The following is a 24,137-nucleotide window of genomic DNA, read 5'->3' as shown; positions in this document are numbered from 1 at the left end:
AGGCTGGCGTGTCGCGGGGCCAATGGGCACCAGGGTGGTGCAGGAAAGGGATGCCCACGATAGCCATTGGTGCGACGGACGGGCTCGGGAGTTCCCGCCGGGCCGGACGGGATGGCCGCAGGGCCGTGGATTCCCGCAAGAAATGGAAGCATGGCATGTGTCTTGCTTGATTGATGGTCAAAGGGTGAGGAGCGCCATGCCGGCTCTCCGACCCAGGCAACGACGCCCGCCAACGGTCCACCATCACGGTGGCCGCTGGCGGGCGTCGTCGTTTCAGACCGACTGCGACAGGAGAGCGTCATGCATCAGGCCCGAACCACCTGCCCCTACTGCGGCGTCGGCTGTGGCGTACTGGCCTGCGTGGAGAACGACCGAATCGTCGGGGTGGAAGGCGATGCCGACCACCCGGCCAACTTCGGGCGGCTGTGCGTCAAGGGGTCGGCGCTGCACGAGACCCTGGGCGACCACGGCCGGCTGACCCGTCCGCGAGTCGACGGCACCGAGGTGGACTGGGAGACGGCGCTCACTGCCGTGGCCGATCGACTGCAGGCCACTCGCCGCGACCACGGCAAGGGAGCGGTGGCGGCCTATCTCTCGGGGCAACTGCTCACCGAGGATTACTATGTCGCCAACAAGCTGTTCAAGGGCTTCCTCGGCACCCCGCATCTGGATACCAACTCGCGGCTCTGCATGGCCTCGGCGGTGGCGGCCTACAAGCGCTCCCTGGGGGCCGATGCGGTGCCCTGCAACTACGAGGACATCGAGGAGGCCGAGCTGGTGGTGCTGGTGGGGTCGAACCTGGCCTGGAACCATCCGGTGCTCTACCAGCGCCTGCGCACCGCCAAGAGTCGCAACCCGCTGATGCGGGTGGTAGTGATCGATCCCCGGGTGACCGACACCTGCGAGATCGCCGATCTCTACCTGGGCCTGAAACCGGGCAGCGACGCCCGGCTGTTCAATGGCCTGTTGGCCTGGATGGCCGACAAGGGCAAGCTCGACCGGGTCTACCTGGAGAAGTACACCCAGGGGGTCGACGCGGCCCTGGCCGCTGCCCGTGAGGACGAGGCCTCGGTGGAGGCCATCGCCGCCGACTGCGATCTCGACCCGGAGCGGCTGGAGACCTTCTTCTACTGGTTCGCCACCCAGTTGCACGTGGTGACCCTCTACTCCCAGGGGGTCAACCAGTCCTCCAGCGGCACCGACAAGTGCAACGCCATCATCAACTGCCACCTGGCCGGCGGCAAGATCGGCCTGCCCGGTGCCGGCCCCTTCTCGATCACCGGCCAGCCCAACGCCATGGGCGGCCGCGAAGTCGGCGGCCTGGCCAACCAGCTGGCCGCCCACATGGACTACCACACCCCCGGGGCCATCGACCGCGTCACCCGCTTCTGGACGACCGAGTCGCTGACCCCGACCCTGCCCGAGGGGCCGGGGCACAAGGCGGTGGAGCTGTTCGAGGCCATCGAGCGCGGCGAGGTGCAAGCGGTATGGATCATGGCCACCAACCCGGCCGTCAGCCTGCCGCGGGCCGACAAGGTGCGGGCAGCACTCGAGAAATGCCCGCTGGTGATTGTCTCCGAGTGCGTGGCCGACACCGATCTGCTGCCCTACGCCGATATCGTGCTGCCGGCCTCGAGCTGGTCGGAGAAGGACGGCACCGTGACCAACTCCGAGCGGCGCATCTCCCGCCAGCGCGGCCTGCTGCCGCCGCCGGGCGAGGCCCGCCACGACTGGTGGATCCTGGCCGAGGTGGCCAGGCGCCTGGGCTTCGGTGAGGCCTTCGACTATGCCCACCCCAGCGAGATCTTCGACGAGCACGCCCGGCTGTCGGGGTTCGAGAACCGGGCCGGCACCGAGTCCGCGCGACTCTTCGATATCTCCGCGCTGGCCGGCCTCGATCGGGCGGCCTATGACGCCCTGAGCCCGATCCAGTGGCCGGTGACCGCCAAAGCTCCCCAGGGGACCGCCCGGCTGTTCGAGGATGGCCACTTCGCCACCCCGGATGGCCTGGCCAGGCTGATTCCGGTGCGACCGCGCGGGCCCGAGCAGGCGCTGAGCGAGGCCCGGCCGCTGCGCCTCAACACCGGCCGGGTGCGCGACCAGTGGCACACCATGACCCGCACCGGCCGGGCGCCACGATTGATGAACCACCGTGCCGAGCCCTTTATCGAGGTGGAGCCCGCCGACGCCGAGGCCTGGGGTGTCGACGACCAGCAGCTGGCGCGCTTGACCGGCGCCGGCGGCGACTACCTCGGCCGGGTGCGGCTCTCCAAGGGGCAGCGTCGTGGCGAGGTCTTCGTGCCCATGCACTGGACCGACCGCTTCAGCGGCAGTGCCCGGATGGGTAGCCTGCTGGAGGCGCATCTCGACCCGGTGTCGGGGCAGCCCGAGTCCAAGCACGGTGCGGTCTCGCTCGAGCCCCTGGCGGCCGGCTGGGAAGCGACCCTGCTGGTGGCCGCCGACCTGGCGGTCGATGCCGACTGGCGCGACGCGGCTCGCTACTGGGCGCGCATTCCGCTCCCCGGCTGTCAGCGCTGGCAACTGGCCGGCGGCCGACCGGGAGAGGAGCGCCCCGACTGGCTCGCCTGGCTGAACGCGCACCTGCCGGTGGCCCCGGCGCTGTGGCTCGACGACCCGGCCAGCGGACGCCTGCGGGCGGCGGGCATCGAGGCGGGTCGCCTGCGCTGGTGGTTGATGGTGGCGCCCCCCCGTGAACTCCCCGGCCTGGCCTGGCTCGACGAGCGCTTCGCCGAGGCCGCCCGGGGCGAACGGCTGGATGCCGCACGTCGCCGGCGCCTGCTGGCCGGTTGCGACGACGGCGCCGCCGACAGCGGCCCGGTGGTGTGCAGCTGCCACCAGGTCGGTAGAGCGACCATCGTCTCGGCGATCCATGGCGGCGACACCAGTGTCGAGGCGCTGGGGGCACGGCTCGCCTGCGGCACCCAGTGCGGCAGCTGCATCCCCGAACTGAAGTCCCTGATCGAAGAAAGTGCCGAAGAAAGTACCGAAGAGGAGAGGGCCCATGCGCGTGCTGAATCGAAGCCTGAAATCGTTGACGTCGTCTGACGCGATCGCCGCCGTGGGGGCCATCCTGTCGCGCCTCGGCACCGCGGCGGGCCGCCATCTGGCGGCGGTGAAGGGCTCCTCGAATGAGGCTGGCGTCACGCTGCCACTGCGCGGCGATTGCCGCCCGGGCCGCGTCTATCTGGTGGGCGCCGGCAGCGGCGATGTGGGGCTGTTGACCCTCACGGCGGCCCGGCTGCTCATGCAGGCCGATGCGGTGGTCTACGATCGCCTGGTCGGCGACGAGGTACTGGCCCTGATTCCCGCCGGGCGCGAGCGCTACTACGTGGGCAAGGCCCGTGGCCATCACAGCGTCCCCCAGGCCGAGATCGGCGAACTGCTGGTCAGGCTGGCCGGCGAGGGCAAGTCGGTGGTGCGCCTCAAGGGGGGCGATCCCGGGGTGTTCGGGCGCATGGGCGAGGAGCTCGCCGCCCTGGCCGGGGCCGAGGTGCCCGCCGAGATCGTGCCCGGGATCACCGCGGCCTCGGCAGCCTGCGCCGGCATGGGGATCCCGCTCACCGACCGCGGCCACGCCCAGCAGTTGCGCTTCGTCACCGCCCAGCTCTGCCGCGAGGACGGCACGCCGGACTGGGAAGCGCTGGCCCGCCGCGACGAGACCCTGGTGTTCTACATGGGGCTTTCCAAGGTGGAGGCGATCTGTGCCGGGTTGCGACGCGCCGGCCTCCCCGGCGACTGGCCGATGATGCTGGTGGCCAATGCCAGCCTGCCCGGGCAGCAGGCCCTCGTCGGCACCCTGGCCGACATGCCCGCCAGGCTCGCCGACCGGCCGCTGCCCTCGCCCTGCCTGATCGTGGTGGGCAGCGTGGTACGCATGGTCGAGACCAGTCCCCCCTGTGCCCGCCACGCGGCGCGGGTGGCATCGGCCTGAAGTCGATTCAGGCCTGACACGGCCAGGCGCTTGCCGGTTGTAATCCTGCAGGTGACCCCATCGCTCAGGCGCTCCGACAGGAGATCCTTTATTGTCGGGAAGCGTATTTCGGATATCTCTTTATTCGATTCTGGACTGTAACGCCACCATGTCACTCCGTAATATCTGGTAGTTGATTGATTCCCTTCGCAATGCCCTGCCATGGGCTCCTTCACGTCGCTTCTCTGTTTCATGGGCTGGACATTAATGGTCTCGCCTTGCCTGTCATTCGGCTCGATTCTCGCGGTCATTGAGCGGCACATGCATATAAGTCTCTCGAGTTTACAGTGGGTTACTGTAAGCCCGGAGGGGGGATGGCATGGATAGTGCTGTATGAGTCAGTGACTGCGAGCGGGAATCGACGTTCAAGGGTGCTGACTCACCTCGATGCAGTAACACCGGTTCGCAGTGATGCAGTCATGGAAATCGAAGGGTTGAGTCGTACTAAACGGAGAAATGATCATGAAAAAGTATCTGGTAGTCGCGGGTACGCCCTTGCTGGCATTGGTGATGGCGATCTCCACCGCCCATGCAAACCCGAGCGCCGGTGTGGCCGACAGCGTTGATCAGAATGTCACCTCGAACGCGACGGCCGTCGGTGGCAGCAGCAGTGGCGGGAATGGCGGCGCTGGCCTGGGCCTGGCTGTCGGCGGTGGCGGCGGCGGCGGTGATGCCAATGGTGGAGAGAATGATGGTGCTGGTGCTAGCGGCGGAACCGGTGGCGACGGTACCGGTGGCTATGCCGAAGCGGCGGGCAACGGCGGCAATGGTGGCTCCGTGGGCCGTGGCGGCGACGCCTGGGCAATGAGCGAGTCCTACAACACCTCCACCAGCGTTATCTCGCTGCAGGAGATGAACTCCGTGGTGGTGGGGGCCGGCTTCAGCATCAATGGCGGCTCAGGCGCCACGGCGGCGACGGGTGGTGCCGGTGGCTCCGCCGCCGCGATTAACGTGGGTGCCGGCATCGGCGGCGCCGGTGGTAATGGCAACGGCGGAGACGGGGGCACATCACTCGCCGTCGCGGGTGATGGTGCCGACGGTGGCGATGGCACCGGCACCGGGCTTGGCCTGGGCGCAGGCCTGGGTAACGGTGAAGGTGGCGATACCAGCTCCGGCTCTGGGGCAACCTCCGGCGCCCTGGGCGCCAACATCGCCGCCATCCTCGCCGGTAACGATGTCGACGATGACAACACCTCCGGCGGTTCTCAGAGCGCGGCGGCCGACTCTGCCGCCACCGCGAGCGCAACTTCGGGTGATGGTGGTGCCGGCACCGGTTCCGGTTCCGGGACTGGCTCGGGTGATGGTGCCGCCATGGCCGGGAACGGTGGCAACGGCGGCAATGCCGATGCCATGGCCGGTAATGGTGGCAATGGCAACGGCGGCGGCGGCGGCGGCGGCCAGGGCTCGACTGGCGACGCCGTGGCAACGGCCGGTAACGGTGGGGCCGGCGGCAATGGCGGCAACGGCGGCGCTGCCATCTTCTCGACCGGTTCGGCCAGCGTGGCCGTCGGTGGGGGCGTGTTCGGTGGCATCAACAACATGAACGTCTCTACCGGCCTCTACAACTCGCAACTGGCCGGTACCAGCGTTGCCGCTCACAGCAGTGTGCATATCGGCAACTGACACTGACAGCAACCAAACGGAAAGCACGTCGTGGAACCGGGGGCCGGTGGACCCACCATCGGCCCCCGATGAACCAGGCGTATGGATCGGATATCGGGAGTCCAGGCCATGAAGGCGAGATCATTCAACGCACTCGGATATCGTTATCGGCGTTACCCGATGCTCGTCGCGACGACGACCTTGCTGCTGACGACGCTTGGCGTCTCGGCGGCCGGCCTGGCTGATGGCACGGCGGAACAGCCAGAAGGCTTCGCCGCCCTGGAGAGCCTCGATCTCCAGGAACTGAGCGAGACGCGGGGACGGGACGGCACCATCATCCACCTCAACACGGTGCAAAGCGTCCAGAACATGAAAGCAACCGTCACCGATTCGTCGTTCAATATCGTCAACGGCAACATGGTCACCGGGAACATCAATTTTGATTCCAACGCCATGGGCAGCTACAGCGGCACGGGGATCTTCAGTGCGGTGACAGGGAATGGAAACTCGATCAACAACGCGGTCGGTATCAGTGTCTTTATTTCCAACTAGCGCAGCCGGTGCCGGAAACGTCACCGGTCGTCCGCTGCCTGTCGAAGGGGCGTGCGTATCATGAGGGTGCTCAGGGGAGTCACTGTCGTCATGGTGTCGTTGTCGCTGGGGGGCGCGGCCAATGCCGGGCCGGTCACCATCTCCAGCCACTTCGGTACCTTCCAGGTGGAGGCCAAGAGCCTGCAGGAGATGGGGTGGGACAGGGTCGTCCGGCAGCAGTACGACTACAGCTGTGGATCGGCCGCCGTGGCCACGCTGCTGACCTACCATTACGATCGCGGGACCACCGAAGCCGAGGTCTTCGAGTGGATGATACGTGCCGGCGATGCCGAGCAGATCCAGCGGCATGGCTTCTCGATGCTGGACATGAAGCGCTACCTCGACAGCCAGGGCCTGAACTCGGATGGCTTTCGCATCGGCCTGGACGATTTCATCCGGGTCGGTGTACCGGCGATCACCATGGTCGACACCGCCGGCTACAAGCACTTCGTGGTCGTCAAGGGTGTCGACGAGAACCATGTGCTGGTGGGGGATCCCGCCGCGGGAACCGTCGTGGTACCCAAGGAGCACTTCGAGGCCTTGTGGAACGGTACGGTACTCGGGGCTCGCGAGGAGCTGGAGATCGCCCAGCAGAATTTCAATCATGAACGAGACTGGGCCGTACGGCCCGACTCCCCGATCGAGCGTGGCGTGCAGCGCTCGAGCATCGGGGCCAGCTTGCTCACCCTGCCGGGCAGGAACGAACTGGGCAGATGACCTCAGCGAGTGAATTCAAGGAGTGACGGGCATGATAGCCGATAACCGGACCGAGGGCAGTACGCTCAGCAGGCGATGCTGCATCTTGTCAGCTCTTCTGCTGGCCGCTGCAAGCTCGTTGGTGCCGGCCACTGGAAACGATACGATGATGGCCACGTCCCCCTCCGACGACGTCTTCCATCGGGGAACGGTGATGAGCCTGAGCGAAATGGAGCAGTTGCGTGGCGGCTTCAACATCGCCGGCATGCAGCTGGATTTCGGTGCCGAGCTGAAAACCCTGATCGACAACCAGATTCAACTGGTGACGGTTCTGAACTTTTCCCAGGCGGGAGGAGCCCATATCGTCTCCCAGACCTTCAGCGATCGGACCGGCATGGCGACACGAGTCGGCCCCGCTTCCGGTGTCAAGGTCACCGAGGTCACCCCCGACAGCATCAACCTGGCCGGGCTGGCCAACTTCTCGGGCGTGACGGTGCAGGATAGCCAGGGCTTCACGGCGGCGCTTCACAACATCACCCAGAATGCCATTCTCAGTGGCGTGGTCAGCAATGCCTCCGGGAAGGACATCCGGCAGACGATCGACATCAGCGTGCATGTCAGCAATATGGGGGAACTGAGGGCAGCGAAGCAGCGAGCCGCGATCATCGACTCTTTCTCCGGCATCCTGCGCTGAGACCCGATATCCGGTTCTTCAACTAGCGAAGACGCAGAGGCTGCCCTCTTGGGCAGCCTCGTTGTGTCGATACCCGGAAGTGATAAGTGACCTAGAAGACGTCCATGCCGAAGGGCACGCGCAGGCTCAGCATGGTATCCGGGGCGTCATCGGTGATGCCAAACTCCAGACCCACATTGATGGAGACGTCCTGGTTGAGCTGGTAGGACCACCCCAGCAGCATGGAGCCGACATTCAGGGTATTGGAGCTCTGGGTCGTGGTGCGGCCCAGGCCGGGATCGAAATACTCGGTTTTCGTCTTGCCGATGAAGTCGTTCTTGTAGCCCAGGGTGAAGGAGGTCCTGGGATTGATCGAGTAGGCCATGCCGAAGCTCAGCCGCACGGCATCCCCGGGGTCGACATCTCCCACGAAGATATCACCCACGGGTTCGTTGACATTGTCCTTGAGGTTGAACACATACCCCAGGTTGGCGAAGTAGACGGCCGGGGCCGAGGGGAAGAGTGCCGTCAGGCTGGGCTCGATGGAGTGAAAGCCCGTACCGGTAGGCAACTCCTGAGGGGTGCCTTCACTGTTGCGGCGGATATCGAAGGGGCCGTCGCCGGTGGTCGTCTTGTAGCGCAGGTTGCCGATGAAGAAGGGCATGCCATTCTGCCCACGGTTCAGCTGATAGTGGGCGGCCAGTTCGATATCGCCCAGGCTATTGCCGGAGAGTTCGCGATCGAGAGTAAATGGGGGATCCACTTCGGCAACCGTGATGTTCTGGGTCTCTTCCCGATAGACATAGGGGATCTTCATCTCCAGCTCCAGCCGATCGGTAAAGCCCAGGCGGCCGGTGAGGGAGGCGGTGTAGCTGTCGCGGTCGAGGTCCTGGGCGGTGAAGACGCCGATCAGCAGGGTGCTGAGGATCTCGACCCCCTCGAAGGTCATGCGGTTGATGCTCTCGTGGGAATACTGGAACTCCGGCTCCAGTACCAGCCTGCCCCTGGGTGTCAGGACCCCTCCATACTCGGCGATGGCCTGGACTTTCGGTTGAATTTCCTGTTCGGGAGGCTGTTCCCCGACGGGCTGGATCGGAACGCCTTCTTGCCCTGGAGAGGCCGTCTGGGCCAGCACCGAGCCACAACCCAGCAGTGACACGAGACCGGTGGCGTAAACGACTTGCTTCGGATGGAGTGCCATGTCGCTGTTCCTTCTTTTTCTTGCCTTTACCCGCTGGAGGCAGGCTGTAGGGAGGTTCAGGTTGACGGTAGCTGTATGACTCTGGGTGGCAGGTCAGCATCGTTTCCGTCGACGGAGTCACTATGCCGATTGATGCGGTGCTTGTCGATGAGTCGGTAGAGCGTGACCCTGGAGACACCGAGTTCACGCGCCGCGTGGAGAATCTTGTAGTGGTTGCGTGCCAGCGCCGCCTTTATCGCTTCACACTCAGCGATGTCGCGGGCCTGTTCCAGGGTCACGACGTGACGGGAGGAACGATTTCGACGCTCGAGCCCCAGGTCCGATGGCGCGATCAGGCGCTGATCGCACATGACCATGGCACGTCTCACCCGGTTGATGAGTTCTCGGATATTGCCCGGCCAGCTGTACTGCCGCATCAGGATCATGCCCTCCCGGCTGAACCCTCTGACCTTCGTCGATTTCTCTCTCGAGAACTTCTTGAAGAAGAACTTTGCCAGGGGTTCGATATCTTCCGGGCGTTCTCTGAGTGCGGGCGTGTTAACCTGGAGGACATTGAGGCGATGGTACAGGTCTTCCCGAAAATTTCCTTCCTGAACGGCTTTTTCCAGATCGATATGTGTCGCTGCGAGTACCCGGACGTCTACGGGGATTTCCTTCAGTCCGCCCACGTGAAGCACCCGGTGGTTCTCCAGGAAACGGAGCAGGTTGACCTGCATGTCGAGAGGAAGGTCGCCAATCTCGTCGAGAAACAGGGTGCCATTCCCCGTTGACTCGATGATGCCGGCCTTGCGCTGATTGGCACCGGTGAAGGCCCCCTTCTCGTGGCCGAAGAGCTCCGATTGTATCAGGCCAGGGGGTAACGCCCCGCAGTTGATGGTGTTGAAGGGGCCTTGTCGACGGGATGAGTGCTCATGGATGGCGCGTGCGGTGAGTTCCTTGCCGGTGCCTGACTCCCCCGTGATAAGAACTGGAGCATCCACGGAAGCTATCTTGTCGATGGCTTGATAGAGTTTGCACATGATGGGGGAACTTCCCACCATGCTGTATTCATTTTCCTTGTAGAGTGACGCGGCGTTTCCAGCATTCTCGCTAGGGGATAATTTCGCCATGTCAAGAGCGAATTCCAGTAAGGTGTTGGTTCTTGATGCATCGAAGGGAAGCGCCTGATAGGCGTAAAAGGTCTGATGGATGAGATGACGGGTCGTATTGTCCTCGAAGGCGCTGCTATCGACGACGGCAACCCAAAACGTTCGTTCGGAGCAGACCAGCTCTTCCACCTCGTGGTTGTGAAAATTGCTGGCAGAATCCATCAGTATGATGCCAGCCGAGTAATCGCAGGTACTCAACAGTCGCGATGCCCCCTTCAGGGTAGCCGAATGCTGAATGGACCAGCGATATGGCATCATGACTTCCATGATTTCGCGTGAGCGTCGCTTGTCTCCAATAAGCAACAGTTTTCTTGATGTATCCGTCATCATTGTCTCTTCCATTCCTCTGGTACCGGTAAGCTCTAAGCCCCCGGGTGCTATGCTCCTCGTGTTTGTTCACTTCCTTCGGTTCCTGCTGTTATAATTCTTTATAATGTAGTGATTTTATTTTGACTTATCATGATGTTCAGGCTTGATGATACTTTTGATGTCGGCTGTGGGTGACAGTCAGCCGATGATGCATTTTCTTGATATTTGACACTGGGGTGACGATGCAGTGGGAAGACTTGTGAAGTGTTGTTCTTCTTTTCTGTTCTGTAAAGCGTTGTTACGTTTCTGAGGTGGGGAGGGATAAAGGTGTCGGATAGCTGATGCGAGGAAAAATCATTTTCTTTTCAAATGATTAGATAGTTGCCTGTGAGCTCGGTATGCGATTTTTCCCGTGGGTTAATGAGAAAAATAATGATGCGGAACGAGGTGTCATCAAGGGAGTCATGTCTTGAGATGTATTCTTTGCTGCGTCGAAGGATGACATGGGTGCAACGGGATGCTGGGCGAGATCGAGGCGGTAGACGTGCAGAGGGGAGGCTTCGGGGTTTGATATGCCATCGAGGTGAACGACGAACGGAGGACACGCAAGGTCGTCCGTTCGTTGGGGAAGGGCGTGTCGGGTTTTGTGGCCGAAGCGTCGAGCATGTCGGGGGCTGGAAGCTGACTATCCCTTGCCTTGAAAGGCGTCGAACACCTCCTGGCCGGTCAGGTTCTTCGTCGGGTTGGCGAAAGCGTAGAAGGCCGGCTTCTCGTCGATGAAGATCTGCGTATCGAAGGTCCAGGCTTCACCGCCGTCGACCAGCCCCACGGGAATCGCGTAGTGGTCGCCGCTCTTCAGCCGGTAGAACAGGTGGGTGCCGCAGTGGCGGCAGAAACCACGCTCGGCCCAGTCCGACGAGGCGTAGACGGTGACATTCTCCTCGCCTTCCATCTCGACTCTGGTGACCGTCTCCAGGGCCAGCAGGGGGCCACCGCCCCAGGTGCGACACATACGGCAGTGACAGGCCCCGATGTTCTGCCGGCCGGCCTGTACGGCCAGTTGCACCGCGCCGCACAGGCAGCTGCCGCGGGCCGTCATTCCATCCTTCATGTGCTCCTCCTGCTCGTTCCATGGGAAGGAAGTGGCGGCGGAAGCTCCGCCACCGGTGGTTCTCTGCAGTCTAGCGGGATTCTCCGCTTCGATCGCCCCAGGGCTGTGCTTCAGTCGTGCCGCTTCTGCAGGATATCGGAGAGGTCGAGGATGGACCGGGCCATCGTGGCCATGCTCTTGCTCTGGTCCATCGAGGCCTTGCGCAGGAAGCGGTAGGCCTCTTCCTCGGTCATCTGCTGATGGGCCATGATCAGTCCCTTGGCACGCTCGACAAGCTTGCGCTCGCGCAGCGCCTTGCGGGTCGTCTCCAACTCGTCACTGAGGCCCTGCAGTCGCGACGCCTGGGCCTGCATCAGTTCGATCAGCGAGCGATTGAGCTGGGAGTCGACGGCATTCGCGGTCAGCGTCCCCAGCTCGCGGCAGGGTTCGCCACCGAACAGGTCGGACAGTTGCTGACACATCGGGGGCGAGGCGTCGTTCGCTGCCAGGGTGGCGCGCAGGGTCTCGAGATCGGCCATCTCCCGGCGAGCGTCGTCGATCTTGTCGCGGCACATCGCCGAGAGCTCGTCGGCCAGGGCCTCCTCCACTCGCTTCATGGCGTCGATGCGCCGGGTCGTCAGTTCATACCAGGTCTCACCGAGGCTGCGGTCGCTATCGGGACGGCAGAGATCGCCGCCGGCCATTTCGCGCAGTTGCTGAATGCCGGCCTGGGTGCGTGGCGGTAGTCCCTCCTGCCAGCGGCGGCGAGCCTCCGGCGTGGCGAACTCGGCGAAGGTGTCGAAGCAGCGTTGCTGGGCGTCGACGAGATGGTGCAGCAGCTGGCGATGGGGGGTGTCGAAGTGGCCGGTGGTGAAACCGATGGCGCCACAGGCGCGCTCCTGGCCGGCCAGTTCCTTGCCCTGCATGAAGTGGAAGATGGCCACCAGGGCGTGGGTGATCTCCGGGTCGCCGGCGGTATCCGCGGCATCGAAGACCACCGAGAGCAGGCCACTGATCAGCCGGTTGAAGGTCAGGGTCGCCTCGTCGGCGGTGATGGCCTGGGTCTCGATGTCGTGGCGCAGTGCGCCGAGGCTGTCCAGGGCATGCCAGACTCGGGCGATGCGCCCGAGCAGCCGGGAGCCGGCCACCGGCCTGCTGCCGTCGCTGGCCAGGGCGTCGAGACGCTGGCGCATGGTCCGCTCGGTACGCAGGCACTCCTCGATGCGCTCCTGGCGATGGTGGGCGAAGCGCTCGCCACGGGAGGCCAGGTAGACGTTGGAGGCGCCGCGCTCCTTCTGCAAGGCGTGGATGAAGCGGCTGATGTCTCCGACGATCTCGCAGGTGGTGGCGAGATGCTCCAGGTTGTCGATCTCGCAGCGCTTGGCTGCCAGTAGCAGGTGTTCGGCGGGTTTCATGGGGTCATTGACCTCTTGCAGGTCCCTGGGGAAGTAGAAGAGTCCTGCATCGGTTGGGGAAGTCCCGTGCCAGTTCGGTCCGAACCAAGGCCGCCGCCCCGAGGGGCGGCGGCGCATACTGCGGACCGGTGGGCGTGGTCAGCGCAGCGAGAGGGCGCCGGCACCGGTGTCTTCGCCCACGGCGTCGCTGTAGGCCTTGGCTTCCTCGGCCTCGGTCGCGTCCGAGAAGCGGACCAGCAGCGCGCAGGAGGCCAGTACCAGTACGGCCAGGCCGAGGTAGAAGAGCCCCTGCTGGTAGGTGAGGGCCTCCGTGCGGAACAGGAAGGCGGCGGCCACGGCGCCCACGTTGCCACCGGCGCCGACGATGCCGGCCACGGCACCCAGCGCCTTCTTGTTGATGAAGGGGACCACGCCGTAAGTGGCGCCTTCGGCCATCTGCACGAAGAGGCTGAACACCAGCATGATACCGATGGCGTACGACAGCACGTGCATCTGCGAGAAGGCAACCAGGGCGATCCCCTCGCAGACCAGGGCGATGAACAACCAGCGCACCCGCCCCTTGAGGCCACCGTTCCTGGCGAAGAGGTCGGAGAAGATGCCGCCCATGGTGCGGGCGAAGACGTTCATCAGGCCGAACAGGCCGGCGATCATCCCGGCGGTGGCCAGCGTCAGGTCGAAGTGGTCGAAGAAGTAGATGGCGGCGATGTTGTTGATGGTCAGCTCGACGCCGAAGCAGATGGCATAGACCACGAACAGGGCCCAGACGCGAACATCCTTGGCGGCGGCCAGGAAGCTCTTGCCGGCGCCGTTCTCGCCACTGGCCGGCGGCAGCTCACCCCTGGCGCGCAGCTCATCGAAGTTGCCGTTGGGGGCATCCTGGGTGAACAGGTAATAGCAGATGCCGGTGATGAACAGCACCACGCCGGGTACCACCATGGCCAGCCTCCAGCCCAGGGCCTCGTTGACGCCGAGCATCAGGAGGCCGGAGAAGATCAGCGGCATCAGGATCTGGGTGGTACCGCCACCGAGGTTGCCCCAGCCGGCCGAGGTGGCGTTGGCGGTGCCGACCACGTTGGGGGCGAACATCATAGTGGTGTGGTACTGGGTAATCACGAAGGAGGCGCCGATGGCGCCGATGGCCAGGCGCGCCAGGAGGAAGGACTCGAAGCTGTTGGCGAAACCGATGCCCATCACCGGAATCGAGCCGAGAATCAGCAGGCCGGTATAGGCTTTGCGTGGGCCGATGCGGTCGCAGAGCACGCCGATCAACAGTCGTACGATCACGGTGATGGCCACCGAGGCGATGATGGTGTTGCCGATCTGGGTCTGGGTGAGGCTGAGATCCTCGCGGACCACCGCCATCAGCGGTGCGATGCCGAACCAGCCGAAGAAGCAGATATGGAAGGCGAACCACGAGAAGTGGAAGGCTCGCATCTGGGGAGTACTGAAGTTCAACAGGCGAATCCTGTTGGCCTTGTCGAGAATTTCCATGGGTCAGGCCTCGCGTTTGGATGGTAGCGAATCCGGGAACGTGTCCTTCACCGTTGAAGGTCAGGTTCGACGCACTCGTACTCCGGAGGAGCCTGGTCCACGCCTACCAGCTGTCTACGCTTGTCAAAGCAAAGCAGCTGCCAGTTTATCTATTTATCTTTATTTTCAGATGGTTATATTTAGATACGGTCGGCTGGTGGATGAGAGGCGGGCTCTGCTGCGCTGCAAGAAGGAGCAGGGCAGGGCCATCTTGCCCCGCCTTGGTGCTTGTTGGTCAAGCGGCTAGTACATGGCCAGCTGGCGCTGGTCACGATCGCAACTCAGGAAGGCGGAGCTCTCCAGCCACTCCGGGTCGGGGTAGTAGGCGAACAGATAGTGATCCTCCTTGATGCTGTCGATCAGCGGATAGGTCACTTCCTGGCGTACCGCCGGGCAGCCGTGGCTGCGACCCAGGCGGCCGGTCTTCTCGATGAAGGCCTCGCTGACGTAGTCGGCACCGTGAATCACGATGGCGCGCTGGTAGGCCAGATCGTTGATGCCCGGCTCCAGCCCCTCCAGGCGCAGCGAGTAGCCGTTGCGGCCGTAATAGCTGTTCAAGGTGCGGAACAGCCCCAGGCTCGACTGGTAGCTCTCGGGAGTGTTGGAGAACGCCGTGGCCACGGCGTTGCCGGAGCCCTGACCATGGGAGACCAGCTCCTCGAACATCAACTCACCGCGGTCGAGGTCGAAGACCCAGAGGCGTGGCTCGGTGGAAGGCAAGGAGTAGTCGATCACTGCCAGACGGCCGGCCTCCGGGGCGGCACAATCCAGGGCGCTGGCGGCAAGCTGCAGTACCCGGCGGTCGGCGTTCGGCGCCAGGCGGGTCAGGGTGTCGTGGGTCGAGTCGGGCAGGACCCGGGAGAGGAAGTCGCCGGCGGTGGCGATCGGAGAGGCCAGCAGCAGTGAGGCGGTCATCATCGGCAGGGTGGGCGGAAGCAGGGATCGCATCATGGAGGCACCTGTGGCGTTCGATCGGGCACGAGAATGGGGGCTGCTTCCCTGTGCCCCTCGGTCTGGCACTATTATGACCATGAGGGTCGGGATGACCAGGCGCCTCCATCAACGCAGGAGTTCAGGACGATGAACGCTCGCGCAATCAGGATCTTCCTCATCCCCATGCTGTTGGCTCTGCTCGTGTTGGCGGGCCCCGCCCCGGGGCAGGAAGAGGGGGAGCCAGCGTCCCCCCTCGAAGCCGCCATTAGCGCCTTGCTGGCCGAGGCGGGCGATGAATTGCAGGCCTTCTATGAGGTGCGCGGGCAACGCCCGGCGTGGACGGACTCCCGCACGGTGGCCGCCTTTGCCGCGGCGTTGCATACCCTGGATGGCGATGGGTTGATCCCCGGGGATTATCGGCCGGACGCCCTGGTGGCCGGCCATCGGCAGGCCCACAAGCACGAGGCGGACCTCGAGCGGCAGGCACGCTTCGACCTGCACGCCAGCCGGGTATTGCTGACCGCCTTGCGGCACCTGCAGCGCGGCAAGCTGGATCCCCATGACATCGACCCCGGCTGGGAAGTCCCGATCGATGCCCCGCCGCTGGACCTGGCGACGCTCTCCCGGGCGGTGGATGCCCAGCGTTTCGAGCAGGCCTTCGGCGAGGTGCGCCCCCCCTATGCCCCCTACGAGCGACTGCGCACCGGCCTGGCCCGCTATCGCAACATCGAGCGACTCGGGGGCTGGCCGAGCCTGCCGTCCCGGGAGCGTGCGCTGCGCCCGGGGGAGGTCGACGATGACGTGGTGACCTTGCGCGAGCGACTGGCGGTGATCGGCGAGCTGGAGACGATGGCCGGGGTGGGCACTCCCGATCCGCGCCGCTACGATGCCACGCTGGAGGCGGCGGTGAAGCGTTTCCAGCGACGCCACTTGCTGGAGGTGGACGGCGTCATCGGGGCCCGGACCCGGGAAGCGCTCAACGTGCCCGTGGAGGAGCGCATCGACCAGATCCGGCTGAACCTCGAGCGGGCTCGCTGGCTGCTGCATGGCCTGCCCGACTCCTTCGTGCTGGTGGACATCGCCGGCTACCAGCTCAGCTACTTCCGCCCCGACGGCGAGATCTGGCGCTCACGCATCGTGGTGGGCCGGCCCTACCGGCGCACCCCCTCGCTGCGCTCCGAGATCACCCACATGACCGTCAACCCGAGCTGGACGATTCCGCCGACCATCCGGCGCGAGGACGTGTTGCCCCGGGTGCGGCAGGACCTCGGCTACCTGTGGCGGGAAAGGATCCAGGTACTGAGCCCGTCGGGCACGCCCCTCGACCCCTGGGAGATCGACTGGGACAACCCCGGCAACATCGTGCTGCGTCAGGCGCCGGGGCCGCAGAATGCCCTGGGCCGGGTGGCGATCCGTTTCCCCAACGACCACCTGGTCTATCTCCATGACACCCCCGCCCAGGGGCTCTTCGCCCGCGAGCAGCGCGCCTTCAGCTCCGGTTGCATCCGGGTGCAGGGCGTGCTCGAGCTCGTCCAGCTGCTGTTCGACGATACCGACAGCGACCGCGACATCCAGGCACTGATCGACAGCGGCCAGACCCGCAACGTGCGACTGGCGGAGCGCGTGCCGGTGATCCTGCACTACTGGACGGTGCACGCCGCCGAGGACGGCGAGCTGGCCTTTCGTCCCGATATCTACCAGCGCGACGAGGCCCTGCTGACCGCGCTGGATCGGCCGCTGGAGCTCTAGAAAACCATCGGCGTAGCGTCTCGGGTTGGCCTACTCGTAGCCCTTGGCCTGCAGCCGGAACAGCCGCGCGTAGCGACCATCGGCCGCCATCAGGCTGGCGTGGTCGCCCTGCTCGAGGATGCGGCCGCCGTCGATCACCAGGATCTGGTTGGCGGCACGCACCGTCGAGAAGCGGTGGGAGATCAGGATGGTCATCTTGTCGCGGCTGTGCTCCCGGAAGTCGGCGAACACGGCGGCCTCGGCGGCGGCGTCCATGGCGGCGGTGGGTTCGTCGAGCACGAGGATGTCGGCGCTCTCGCGCATGTAGGCTCGCGACAGGGCGATCTTCTGCCACTGGCCGCCGGAGAGCTCCTGCCCCCCCTTGAACCAGCGCCCGAGCTGGGTATGGTAGCCGCCGGGCATGTCGGCGATGAAGTCTTCGGCCAGGCCGCGCCGAGCCGCTTCCTGCCAGCGTGCTTCATCCTCGAAGGCCGACACGTCGCCGGCGCCCAGGTTCTCGCCGACCTTGAGCTGGTAGCGCACGAAGTCCTGGAAGATCACGCCGATGCGGCGGCGCAGGGTCTGGATATCCCACTCGCGCAGGTCGCTGCCATCGAGCAGGATGCGGCCCTCGGTGGGTTCGTAGAGCCGGGTGAGCAGCTTGATCAGCGTGGTCTTGCCCGAGCCGTTGGCTCCCACCAGGGCCAGGCTCTCGCCGGGCGACAGATGCAGCGAGATACCCGACAGGGCCGGTGCTTCGGCACCGGGATAGGTGAAGCTCACGTTCTCGAAGCGGATGCCGTCGCCGGGGCGGATACCGGTGGTGCGGGTGCCGGACTCGGCGGCCACCGGCTGCTCCAGGTACTCGTAGAGGTTCGACAGGTAGAGATTGTCCTCGTACATGCCGCTGATGGAGGTGAGGCTCGCCGAGAGGGCCGCCTGGCCCTGCTTGAACACCATCAGGTACATGGTCATCTCGCCGAGCGTCAGCCGCCCGGTCACGGTCTCCACCACGACCCAGGCGTAGGCCCCGTAGAAGGCCAGGGTGCCCAGCAGGCCGAGCAGGAAGCCCCAGCTCTCGCGGCGGATGGTCAGGCGGCGATCCTCGCCGTAGAGGGTATCGAAGATCTGGCGGTAGCGGTCGAGCAGCAGCGGCTCGAGGCCGAACAGCTTGACCTCCTTGATGCTGTCCTCCCTGGCCAGCACCGTCTCCAGGTACATCTGCATGCGGGTCTGGGGCGAGCGCCAGCGGAACAACCGGAAGGCGTCGCCGGAGAACTTGGCCTCGGAGACGAACACCGGGAGGGCGCCGACCACCAGGATCAGGATCGCCCAGGGCGAGAACTGCACCAGCAGCACGCCGAAGCTGACCAAGGAGATGGCGTTCTGGGCAAGCGAGAAGGTCTTGTTGACCAGGCCCAGCGGGCGGGTCGAGGCTTCGCGACGGGCGCGGGTCAGCTTGTCGTAGAACTCCGAGTCCTCGAACTGGGCGAGCGTGAGGGTGCCGGCCTTCTCGAGGATCATCACGTTGACCTTCTGGCCGAGCAGGGCGCGCAGCAGCGACTGCTGGGCCGAGAGCCCCCGCTGGGCCAGGGCGATGGCGGCGATCACCCCGGCCTCGGCCACTACATAGCGCAGTACGGGCCAGGCGGTGGCGAAGGAGAGCGCCTCGCCCGTCTCCCGGTGGTATGCCATGGCCTCGACCACCGAGTCGACGATCAACTGGCCGATCCAGGCCGCCACCGCCGGCAGCACCCCGGCGACCAGGGTGCAGACGGCCAGGCCGAGGGTCAACGAGCGTGAGGTCTGCCAGACCAGCGCGAGCGCCCGGCGGCTGTAGCGGAAGACGCCGAAAAAGGCGCCCAGGCGGTTGCCGTTGGCGGGTGGCGCGGGGATGGCGCGGCGCATGTGGGGCGAGGACAAGCGGGGACCTCCAGGCCTTGAGAGGATGACCAGTGTACCCGGCCGGCGACGGAAAGTGTCGGGCGGCGAGGGCCGGGCCACAGGGGGCGGTCATGACACAACGGCAGCGCCCCGCACGATGGCGGGGCGCTGGGTGGTGGGCGGACGGGCGAAGGTTCAGCCTTCGTCGTCGCTCTCTTCGGGTTGGCGGGCCCGGGCGACCGCGGTGCCGGTCTCGCCGCTCTGCAGTGCGGCCAGCAGCGGCTCGGCATCGCGCTGGAAGGCCAGCAGGGCATCGCCGGAGAGGCTCTTGTTCTCGGGCAGGTCGACCTTCATGGCATCGACCTGGTTGTTGTTGACGATCACCTCGTAATGCAGGTGCGGCCCGGTGCTGCGGCCGGTGTTGCCGGACAGGGCGATACGCTCGCCCATGCTCACGCTGTCGCCGCGGTTGACCAGCGGACGCGACAGGTGCAGGTAGCGGGTGCGGTAGCCATTGTCGTGGCGTATCACCACGTAGCGTCCAGCGACCGGATGGTTGCCGACCTTCTCCACGCGGCCATCGGCCGGCGCCTTGATCGGGGTGCCGATGGGCATGGCGAAGTCGGTGCCACGATGCGGGCTGATGCGGCCGGTGACCGGATGCTTGCGCCGCGGGTTGAAGCTGGAGCTGAGGCGGTAGCTGCCTTCGAAGGGGTAGCGGTTGAAGGCCGGATCGAGACTTTCGCCTTCGGGAGTGTAGAAGTTGTTGTCGGCGCTGTTGCGAACCACGGTCAGGTCCATGCGAGCCCCTTCGTACTGCACCGCCAGGACCCGGGAGTCGAGGCTCTGGCCGTCGATGATATCGGACTCGACCAGCACCTGAAAACGGTCGCCGCGACGAGTGTCGCGGCGAAAATCCAGTTTCTTCTCCAGCAGGCGGGAGAGCTGGCTGACCTCCGTGCTGGAGAGGCCGGTCGCCTGGGCCGAACGAGCGAAGCTGCCGCTGACGGTGCCGGCGAACAGGCGCTGGGTGGCTTCCCCGGCGCGCTCGATGGTGGCGACCTCGAAGCCGTCGTCATCGCGCTCGATGAAGAAGCCGTTGCGGGCATTGCGCATCACCCGCAGGGCCAGCAGCTTGCCTTCCTCGTCGAGCTGGTATTCGAAACTGTTGCCGGCCCGCCAGCGGGTCAGTACATTCTGGTCGGGGAGGTCGTCGAGCAGGCGCAGCACTTCGCTGTAGCCGAGCCCCAGGTGGTTCTGGGCCATGACCGCAAAGGTATCGCCCTGCTGTACCGTATAGGTTTCCCACTCGGGAACGAAGGGTTCGCTGGCGGCGATCTCTTCCTCGAGGATAACCGGGCCCTCGTCGAACAGCATCAGCTCCTCTTCGGGAACCTCTTCATAGGAGGTGGCATCGGCCACCACGGCGCCGTCATGGTCGAGCATTCCGCTGGAGAGGGTGCCGATCACGACCGCCATGTGTAGTGCACCATCGTCGAGCATCCGCTTGCCTGACGGGGCGCTATCTGCCGGCTTCGCGCTGGGATGTTCGGCCCTGGCCAGCGTCGTTGGCACCGCCTGATTCTCGGCGGTGGCTTGGGCGGAAGTGATGAAATCGATCTCGACGACTTCGGAGGCGGTGAGGCTCGACAGCGGCACGTGCTCGCGGGTGGCGTCGAGCGCCAGTGAGGCCATCTCGATGGCGTCGGCGACCGAACTGCGTTCGAAGCTCAGTGAGGGTAGGGCGGGTTGCGTGTCGGGAGAGAGGGGGACGAGAACGGTGTCGAGCGGCTGATTCTCACGCTGGACATCCTGGAAGGTGGTGACGATTTTTTGTGCGCCCAGCACGGTGACCATGGTGGCAACGGGTAACAGTAACAACTTGTGCGTGCGGGGCAGCGAATGAAGGATTCGCAACATGGGTAAAGCCCAGTGTAATGATGAAAAGAATAAAAATAGGCATCAGAACCATACCCCATGATGTATGGTGTGCCTAGTCTGTATGTACATACAGGAGGGGGCCGATCCGGGTTCGTCACGGATCGGCTTGCGTAAAGCGAACGCTGTTTACTAATTGCCCATTGGAGCCGAAGCCGCGGGGAAAATCAACCCCTGCCTCGGCCGAACCGTCTCATGAACCGGTCAAGGTGCCGTCGCGGTAGTCGCGCAGGGCCTGCTCCAGTTCGGCGTGTTCGTTCATCACGAAAGGCCCGTAGTGAGCGATCGGCTCACGGTGCGGATGGCCGGCCAGCAGCAGGGCTTGGCCGCCCTCGGCGCTGCCCAGCGACAGCCGGTCGCCGCTGCCCAGCCGGGCCAGCTGGCCACGGGGCACGGCGCGCTCGTCGATGGCCAGGCTGCCGTCGAAGACATAGACCAGCAGGGTGGGGGCATCCGCCTCGAGTGACAGCGTGCCGCCCGTCTCCAGGCGGACATGGGCGACGGCCCCGTCGCCGGCCAGGGCGTTCAGCGGGCCATCGACGTGCTCGCCGGTGGCGGTCTGCCAGTGGCCGCCGAGGGCGATCAGTTCGGCGCCTTTGCCAGCGAGGCGGGGCATCTCGGTCGCACGCACATCCCGGTAGGTGGCCGGGCTCAGCTTGTCCCGGGCCGGCAGATTGAGCCACAGCTGGAAGCCGTGCAGCCCGTGGCTGTCGGTGAGCGGCATCTCGGAGTGGATGATGCCACGCCCGGTGTGCATCCACTGGGCATCGCCGGCATGGATGGTGCTCGAGTGGCCCAGGTGATCCTCGTGGGTCAGGCCGCCGTGGATCACATAGGTCAGGGTCTGGATGCCGCGATGGGGATGGGGCGGGAAGCCGCCGATATAGTCGTCGGGGCGATCCGACCCCAGCTCGTCGAGCATCAGAAAGGGGTCCAGACCACCGCCGAAGTCATGGATCCGCTGGATCCTGACCCCATCGCCGTCCTGGCTGGGGTGGCTGGGCTGCAGGTGTTCGACCCGGCGAAGCGTGTGCGTGGACGCCATGGGGAATCTCCGTTCATTCGAGGTTTGACTGGTATTTTAGGTCGGATTTTTCGAAAATTAAGCGCAATGTTTCGCTTTGAGTGTTCGAGGAATTCGAAATGTCCCGAGTCACCCTGACCCAATGGCAGATGCTGGCCGCGGTGGTCGACCATGGCGGCTTCGCGCGGGCCGCCGAGGCCATCCACAAGAGCCCGTCGACCCTGAATCATGCAGTGCACAAGCTGGAGGAGCAGCTCGGCGTGCGGGTACTCGAGCCGGTGGGGCGGCAGGTGCGCCTGACCGAGGCGGGCGAGATGCTGCTGCGCCGCGCGCGCCAGCTGATCGAGAGTGCCGCCTCGCTGGAAGACGTGGCAACGCGCCTGGCAGAGGGGCTGGAGGCCGAGGTGGTCCTGGCCATCGATCAGGTCTTCCCACCCGACGCCCTGGCTCGCGCTCTGGAGACCTTTTCGCGGGAGTTTCCCCATGTGCGGGTGCAGCTGCACGAGACGGTGCTCAACGGTGGCATCGAGATGCTCTATGACGGCAGCGCCGACCTGGTGGTCTCAGGGATCGCCGCCCAGGGCTTCCTGGGTGAGCCGTTGGTCACGGTGCGCTTCATCGCCGTGGCGCATCCGGATCATGCGCTGCATCGGCTGGCGCGACCGCTCGACCTGCGCGACCTGATCCAGTACCGGCAACTGGTGGTGCGTGACTCGGCGCTGCGGCAGTCGATGGACTCCGGCTGGTTGAAGGCCGAGCAGCGCTGGACCCTGAGTCACCTGCACACCTCCATCGACATGCTCGAGCGCGGCCTGGGCTTCGCCTGGGTACCGGAGACGCGTATCCTCGGCGCCCTGCACGAAGGGCGGCTGAAGCCGTTGCCACTCACCGCCGGTGGTATCCGCGAGATACCCGTCCAGCTCATCCATCGCGACCGCGACCGGGCGGGACCGGCGACCCACGCCATGGCCAATGCCCTCAAGCAGGGCGTGGAAGCCTGCTCGAACGTCGTACCATTCGAGATAACAGAATGAATCATGCCAAAACATGCGATTGATGTTCGACGAAATCGCTTTAATCTCTGTCTCAAATACTCTGTGACTGATGAGAGGGCACCATGGGCCTGTTGATCGACGGCATCTGGCATGACCAGTGGTACGACACCCGCAAGCACGGCGGCGAATTCGTGCGCGAATCCGCCCAGCTCCGCGACTGGATCACCGCCGACGGCGGCCCGGGCCCGGACGGCCAGCCGGGCCTGCCCGCCGAGGCCGGGTGCTACCACCTCTATGTCTCCCTGGCCTGCCCCTGGGCACACCGCACCCTGATCGTGCGCCGGCTCAAGGGGCTCGACGAGCTGATCGGCGTCTCCCACGTCAGTCCGCTGATGCTCGACCAGGGCTGGACCTATCAGGAGAGCGAAGGCTCCAGTGGTGACCCGGTCAATGGCGTCGACTATCATCGCCAGCTCTACACCCTGACCGACCCACACTACACCGGGCGGGTCACGGTGCCGGCGCTGTGGGACAAGCGCGAGGGACGTATCGTCAACAACGAGTCCGCCGACCTGCTGCGGATGTTCAACGCCGCCTTCGACGGCTTGACCGGTAACCGGCTCGACTTCTACCCGCGGGACCTGCGCGCGACCATCGATGCGGTCAACGCCGATGTCTACGACCACATCAACAACGGCGTCTACAAGTCCGGCTTCGCCACCGAGCAGGCCGTCTACGAGAAGCACGTGGTGGCGCTGTTCGAGGCGTTGGACCGGATGGAGGCGCGGCTGGCCGAGAGCCGTTACCTCGCCGGCGAGTGGCTGACCGAGGCCGACATCCGCCTGTTTACTACCCTGGTGCGCTTCGACGCGGTTTACCACGGTCACTTCAAGTGCAACCTGCGACGTATCGAGGACTACCCCAACCTGTCGAACTATGTGCGCGAGCTCTACCAGTGGCCGGGCATCAAGGAGACGGTGGACTTCGACCACATCAAGCGCCACTACTACTACAGCCACGACACCATCAACCCCACCCGTATCGTGCCCGTGGGGCCGCGGCTCGACCTCGAGCGGCCCCACGACCGCGAGCGGCTGCCGGGCCGGGGAATTTGGCAGGAGTAGGGGCATGGCACTCTGGTATGCCTGTTGTGGGAGCTGGGCTTTGCCCGGCGAATGGAGGCCGAAGGACTCCTTGGCGGTATGCGCCGAGCATCAATGACACCGCCAGGGCGCCTGCGGCGCCATTCGCCCGGGGAACCCGAGCTCCCAGTGCGCCCGTGAAGGCGTGCACACAGTGCGGTGAGAGTCCGCACCGGGGTAAGCCATGACCCCGTAGCCGAAGGTAACTGCGTCGCCGCGAGGCGGGGTGGGGAGCAACCGGAGGCGA

Annotated in this window: 18 protein-coding genes; 9 read left to right on the top strand and 9 right to left on the bottom strand. The window is 65.1% G+C overall.

Going from position 1 to position 24,137, the window contains the following annotated elements:
- Window positions 1-300: 300 nt before the first annotated feature.
- The 6 genes from AC5W54_RS04920 to AC5W54_RS04895 all read left to right on the top strand — a co-directional run bounded on the left by AC5W54_RS04920 (window position 301) and on the right by AC5W54_RS04895 (window position 7,574).
- A complete protein-coding gene (locus tag AC5W54_RS04920; protein ID WP_495960959.1) occupies window positions 301-3,066 on the top strand; it encodes a nitrate reductase in 2,766 nt (921 codons plus the stop codon).
- The gene (cobA, locus tag AC5W54_RS04915; RefSeq protein WP_495960958.1) at window positions 3,023-3,952 is read left to right on the top strand and encodes a uroporphyrinogen-III C-methyltransferase; all 930 of its coding nucleotides are present in this window, start codon (window positions 3,023-3,025) and stop codon (window positions 3,950-3,952) included. Before AC5W54_RS04920 ends, cobA begins: the two co-directional genes overlap by 44 nt.
- 501 nt (window positions 3,953-4,453) lie before the next feature.
- A complete protein-coding gene (locus tag AC5W54_RS04910; protein WP_495960957.1) occupies window positions 4,454-5,614 on the top strand; it encodes a hypothetical protein in 1,161 nt (386 codons plus the stop codon).
- A gap of 108 nt (window positions 5,615-5,722) precedes the next feature.
- Window positions 5,723-6,145: a hypothetical protein gene (locus AC5W54_RS04905; RefSeq protein ID WP_495960956.1), complete on the top strand. Its 423-nt coding sequence runs from the start codon at window positions 5,723-5,725 to the stop codon at window positions 6,143-6,145.
- A 90-nt stretch (window positions 6,146-6,235) separates the two neighbouring features.
- Window positions 6,236-6,901, top strand: a complete 666-nt coding sequence (locus tag AC5W54_RS04900) for a C39 family peptidase (protein WP_495960955.1) — start codon at window positions 6,236-6,238, stop codon at window positions 6,899-6,901.
- 31 nt (window positions 6,902-6,932) lie between these two features.
- On the top strand, window positions 6,933-7,574 hold the full coding sequence (locus AC5W54_RS04895) for a hypothetical protein (protein ID WP_495960954.1): 642 nt from the start codon (window positions 6,933-6,935) through the stop codon (window positions 7,572-7,574).
- Between the two features lie 91 nt (window positions 7,575-7,665).
- On the opposite strand, the gene AC5W54_RS04890 is transcribed toward AC5W54_RS04895, so the two are convergent.
- The 6 genes from AC5W54_RS04890 to AC5W54_RS04865 form a co-directional block, all read right to left on the bottom strand.
- The gene (locus AC5W54_RS04890; RefSeq protein WP_495960953.1) at window positions 7,666-8,754 is read right to left on the bottom strand and encodes a transporter; all 1,089 of its coding nucleotides are present in this window, start codon (window positions 8,752-8,754) and stop codon (window positions 7,666-7,668) included.
- A 56-nt stretch (window positions 8,755-8,810) separates the two neighbouring features.
- Window positions 8,811-10,229, bottom strand: a complete 1,419-nt coding sequence (locus AC5W54_RS04885) for a sigma-54 dependent transcriptional regulator (protein WP_495960952.1) — start codon at window positions 10,227-10,229, stop codon at window positions 8,811-8,813.
- 667 nt (window positions 10,230-10,896) lie between these two features.
- Window positions 10,897-11,322 carry a GFA family protein gene (locus AC5W54_RS04880; RefSeq protein ID WP_495960951.1) on the bottom strand — a complete coding sequence of 142 codons (426 nt, stop codon included), beginning with the start codon at window positions 11,320-11,322 and terminating at the stop codon, window positions 10,897-10,899.
- A 110-nt stretch (window positions 11,323-11,432) separates the two neighbouring features.
- Window positions 11,433-12,716 (bottom strand): nitrate- and nitrite sensing domain-containing protein, encoded by a 1,284-nt coding sequence (locus AC5W54_RS04875; protein WP_495960950.1) that lies wholly within the window; start codon window positions 12,714-12,716, stop codon window positions 11,433-11,435.
- Between the two features lie 138 nt (window positions 12,717-12,854).
- Window positions 12,855-14,207 (bottom strand): NarK family nitrate/nitrite MFS transporter, encoded by a 1,353-nt coding sequence (locus AC5W54_RS04870; RefSeq protein WP_495960949.1) that lies wholly within the window; start codon window positions 14,205-14,207, stop codon window positions 12,855-12,857.
- Window positions 14,208-14,489: 282 nt separating this feature from the next.
- Complete coding sequence (locus tag AC5W54_RS04865; RefSeq protein ID WP_495961168.1) at window positions 14,490-15,194, bottom strand: murein L,D-transpeptidase catalytic domain family protein; 705 nt, start codon at window positions 15,192-15,194, stop codon at window positions 14,490-14,492.
- Window positions 15,195-15,326: 132 nt separating this feature from the next.
- Between AC5W54_RS04865 and AC5W54_RS04860 the strand changes: the two genes are divergently transcribed.
- Window positions 15,327-16,928 (top strand): L,D-transpeptidase family protein, encoded by a 1,602-nt coding sequence (locus AC5W54_RS04860; RefSeq protein ID WP_495960948.1) that lies wholly within the window; start codon window positions 15,327-15,329, stop codon window positions 16,926-16,928.
- Between the two features lie 30 nt (window positions 16,929-16,958).
- Here the strand turns inward: AC5W54_RS04860 and AC5W54_RS04855 are convergent, their stop codons facing one another.
- From AC5W54_RS04855 to AC5W54_RS04845, 3 genes are all read right to left on the bottom strand, one after another.
- Window positions 16,959-18,815 (bottom strand): ABC transporter ATP-binding protein, encoded by a 1,857-nt coding sequence (locus AC5W54_RS04855; RefSeq protein ID WP_495961167.1) that lies wholly within the window; start codon window positions 18,813-18,815, stop codon window positions 16,959-16,961.
- Window positions 18,816-18,986: 171 nt separating this feature from the next.
- On the bottom strand, window positions 18,987-20,711 hold the full coding sequence (locus AC5W54_RS04850; protein WP_495960947.1) for a peptidoglycan DD-metalloendopeptidase family protein: 1,725 nt from the start codon (window positions 20,709-20,711) through the stop codon (window positions 18,987-18,989).
- 211 nt (window positions 20,712-20,922) lie between these two features.
- Window positions 20,923-21,774 (bottom strand): pirin family protein, encoded by an 852-nt coding sequence (locus tag AC5W54_RS04845; protein WP_495960946.1) that lies wholly within the window; start codon window positions 21,772-21,774, stop codon window positions 20,923-20,925.
- 98 nt (window positions 21,775-21,872) lie between these two features.
- Between AC5W54_RS04845 and AC5W54_RS04840 the strand changes: the two genes are divergently transcribed.
- Together AC5W54_RS04840 and AC5W54_RS04835 are read left to right on the top strand one after the other, a co-directional pair.
- Window positions 21,873-22,787 (top strand): LysR family transcriptional regulator, encoded by a 915-nt coding sequence (locus AC5W54_RS04840; protein ID WP_495960945.1) that lies wholly within the window; start codon window positions 21,873-21,875, stop codon window positions 22,785-22,787.
- Window positions 22,788-22,870: 83 nt separating this feature from the next.
- Window positions 22,871-23,872 carry a glutathione S-transferase family protein gene (locus AC5W54_RS04835; protein ID WP_495960944.1) on the top strand — a complete coding sequence of 334 codons (1,002 nt, stop codon included), beginning with the start codon at window positions 22,871-22,873 and terminating at the stop codon, window positions 23,870-23,872.
- Window positions 23,873-24,137: the final 265 nt, after the last annotated feature.

The sequence above is a fragment of the Halomonas sp. LMYGS-3 genome (assembly GCF_059509875.1).
The sequence above is the reverse complement of the archived record's forward strand: the minus strand, read 5'-3'. Positions and strand labels throughout refer to the sequence as shown.

What these genes read in the sequence shown, in the direction of transcription:
- AC5W54_RS04920 (WP_495960959.1), top strand. Translation starts at nt 301, where the DNA reads ATGCATCAGGCCCGAACCACCTGCCCCTACTGCGGCGTCGGCTGTGGC.
- cobA (WP_495960958.1), top strand. Translation starts at nt 3,023, where the DNA reads ATGCGCGTGCTGAATCGAAGCCTGAAATCGTTGACGTCGTCTGACGCG.
- AC5W54_RS04910 (WP_495960957.1), top strand. Translation starts at nt 4,454, where the DNA reads ATGAAAAAGTATCTGGTAGTCGCGGGTACGCCCTTGCTGGCATTGGTG.
- AC5W54_RS04905 (WP_495960956.1), top strand. Translation starts at nt 5,723, where the DNA reads ATGAAGGCGAGATCATTCAACGCACTCGGATATCGTTATCGGCGTTAC.
- AC5W54_RS04900 (WP_495960955.1), top strand. Translation starts at nt 6,236, where the DNA reads ATGGTGTCGTTGTCGCTGGGGGGCGCGGCCAATGCCGGGCCGGTCACC.
- AC5W54_RS04895 (WP_495960954.1), top strand. Translation starts at nt 6,933, where the DNA reads ATGATAGCCGATAACCGGACCGAGGGCAGTACGCTCAGCAGGCGATGC.
- AC5W54_RS04890 (WP_495960953.1), bottom strand. Translation starts at nt 8,754, where the DNA reads ATGGCACTCCATCCGAAGCAAGTCGTTTACGCCACCGGTCTCGTGTCA.
- AC5W54_RS04885 (WP_495960952.1), bottom strand. Translation starts at nt 10,229, where the DNA reads ATGACGGATACATCAAGAAAACTGTTGCTTATTGGAGACAAGCGACGC.
- AC5W54_RS04880 (WP_495960951.1), bottom strand. Translation starts at nt 11,322, where the DNA reads ATGAAGGATGGAATGACGGCCCGCGGCAGCTGCCTGTGCGGCGCGGTG.
- AC5W54_RS04875 (WP_495960950.1), bottom strand. Translation starts at nt 12,716, where the DNA reads ATGAAACCCGCCGAACACCTGCTACTGGCAGCCAAGCGCTGCGAGATC.
- AC5W54_RS04870 (WP_495960949.1), bottom strand. Translation starts at nt 14,207, where the DNA reads ATGGAAATTCTCGACAAGGCCAACAGGATTCGCCTGTTGAACTTCAGT.
- AC5W54_RS04865 (WP_495961168.1), bottom strand. Translation starts at nt 15,194, where the DNA reads ATGCGATCCCTGCTTCCGCCCACCCTGCCGATGATGACCGCCTCACTG.
- AC5W54_RS04860 (WP_495960948.1), top strand. Translation starts at nt 15,327, where the DNA reads ATGAACGCTCGCGCAATCAGGATCTTCCTCATCCCCATGCTGTTGGCT.
- AC5W54_RS04855 (WP_495961167.1), bottom strand. Translation starts at nt 18,815, where the DNA reads ATGCGCCGCGCCATCCCCGCGCCACCCGCCAACGGCAACCGCCTGGGC.
- AC5W54_RS04850 (WP_495960947.1), bottom strand. Translation starts at nt 20,711, where the DNA reads ATGTTGCGAATCCTTCATTCGCTGCCCCGCACGCACAAGTTGTTACTG.
- AC5W54_RS04845 (WP_495960946.1), bottom strand. Translation starts at nt 21,774, where the DNA reads ATGGCGTCCACGCACACGCTTCGCCGGGTCGAACACCTGCAGCCCAGC.
- AC5W54_RS04840 (WP_495960945.1), top strand. Translation starts at nt 21,873, where the DNA reads ATGTCCCGAGTCACCCTGACCCAATGGCAGATGCTGGCCGCGGTGGTC.
- AC5W54_RS04835 (WP_495960944.1), top strand. Translation starts at nt 22,871, where the DNA reads ATGGGCCTGTTGATCGACGGCATCTGGCATGACCAGTGGTACGACACC.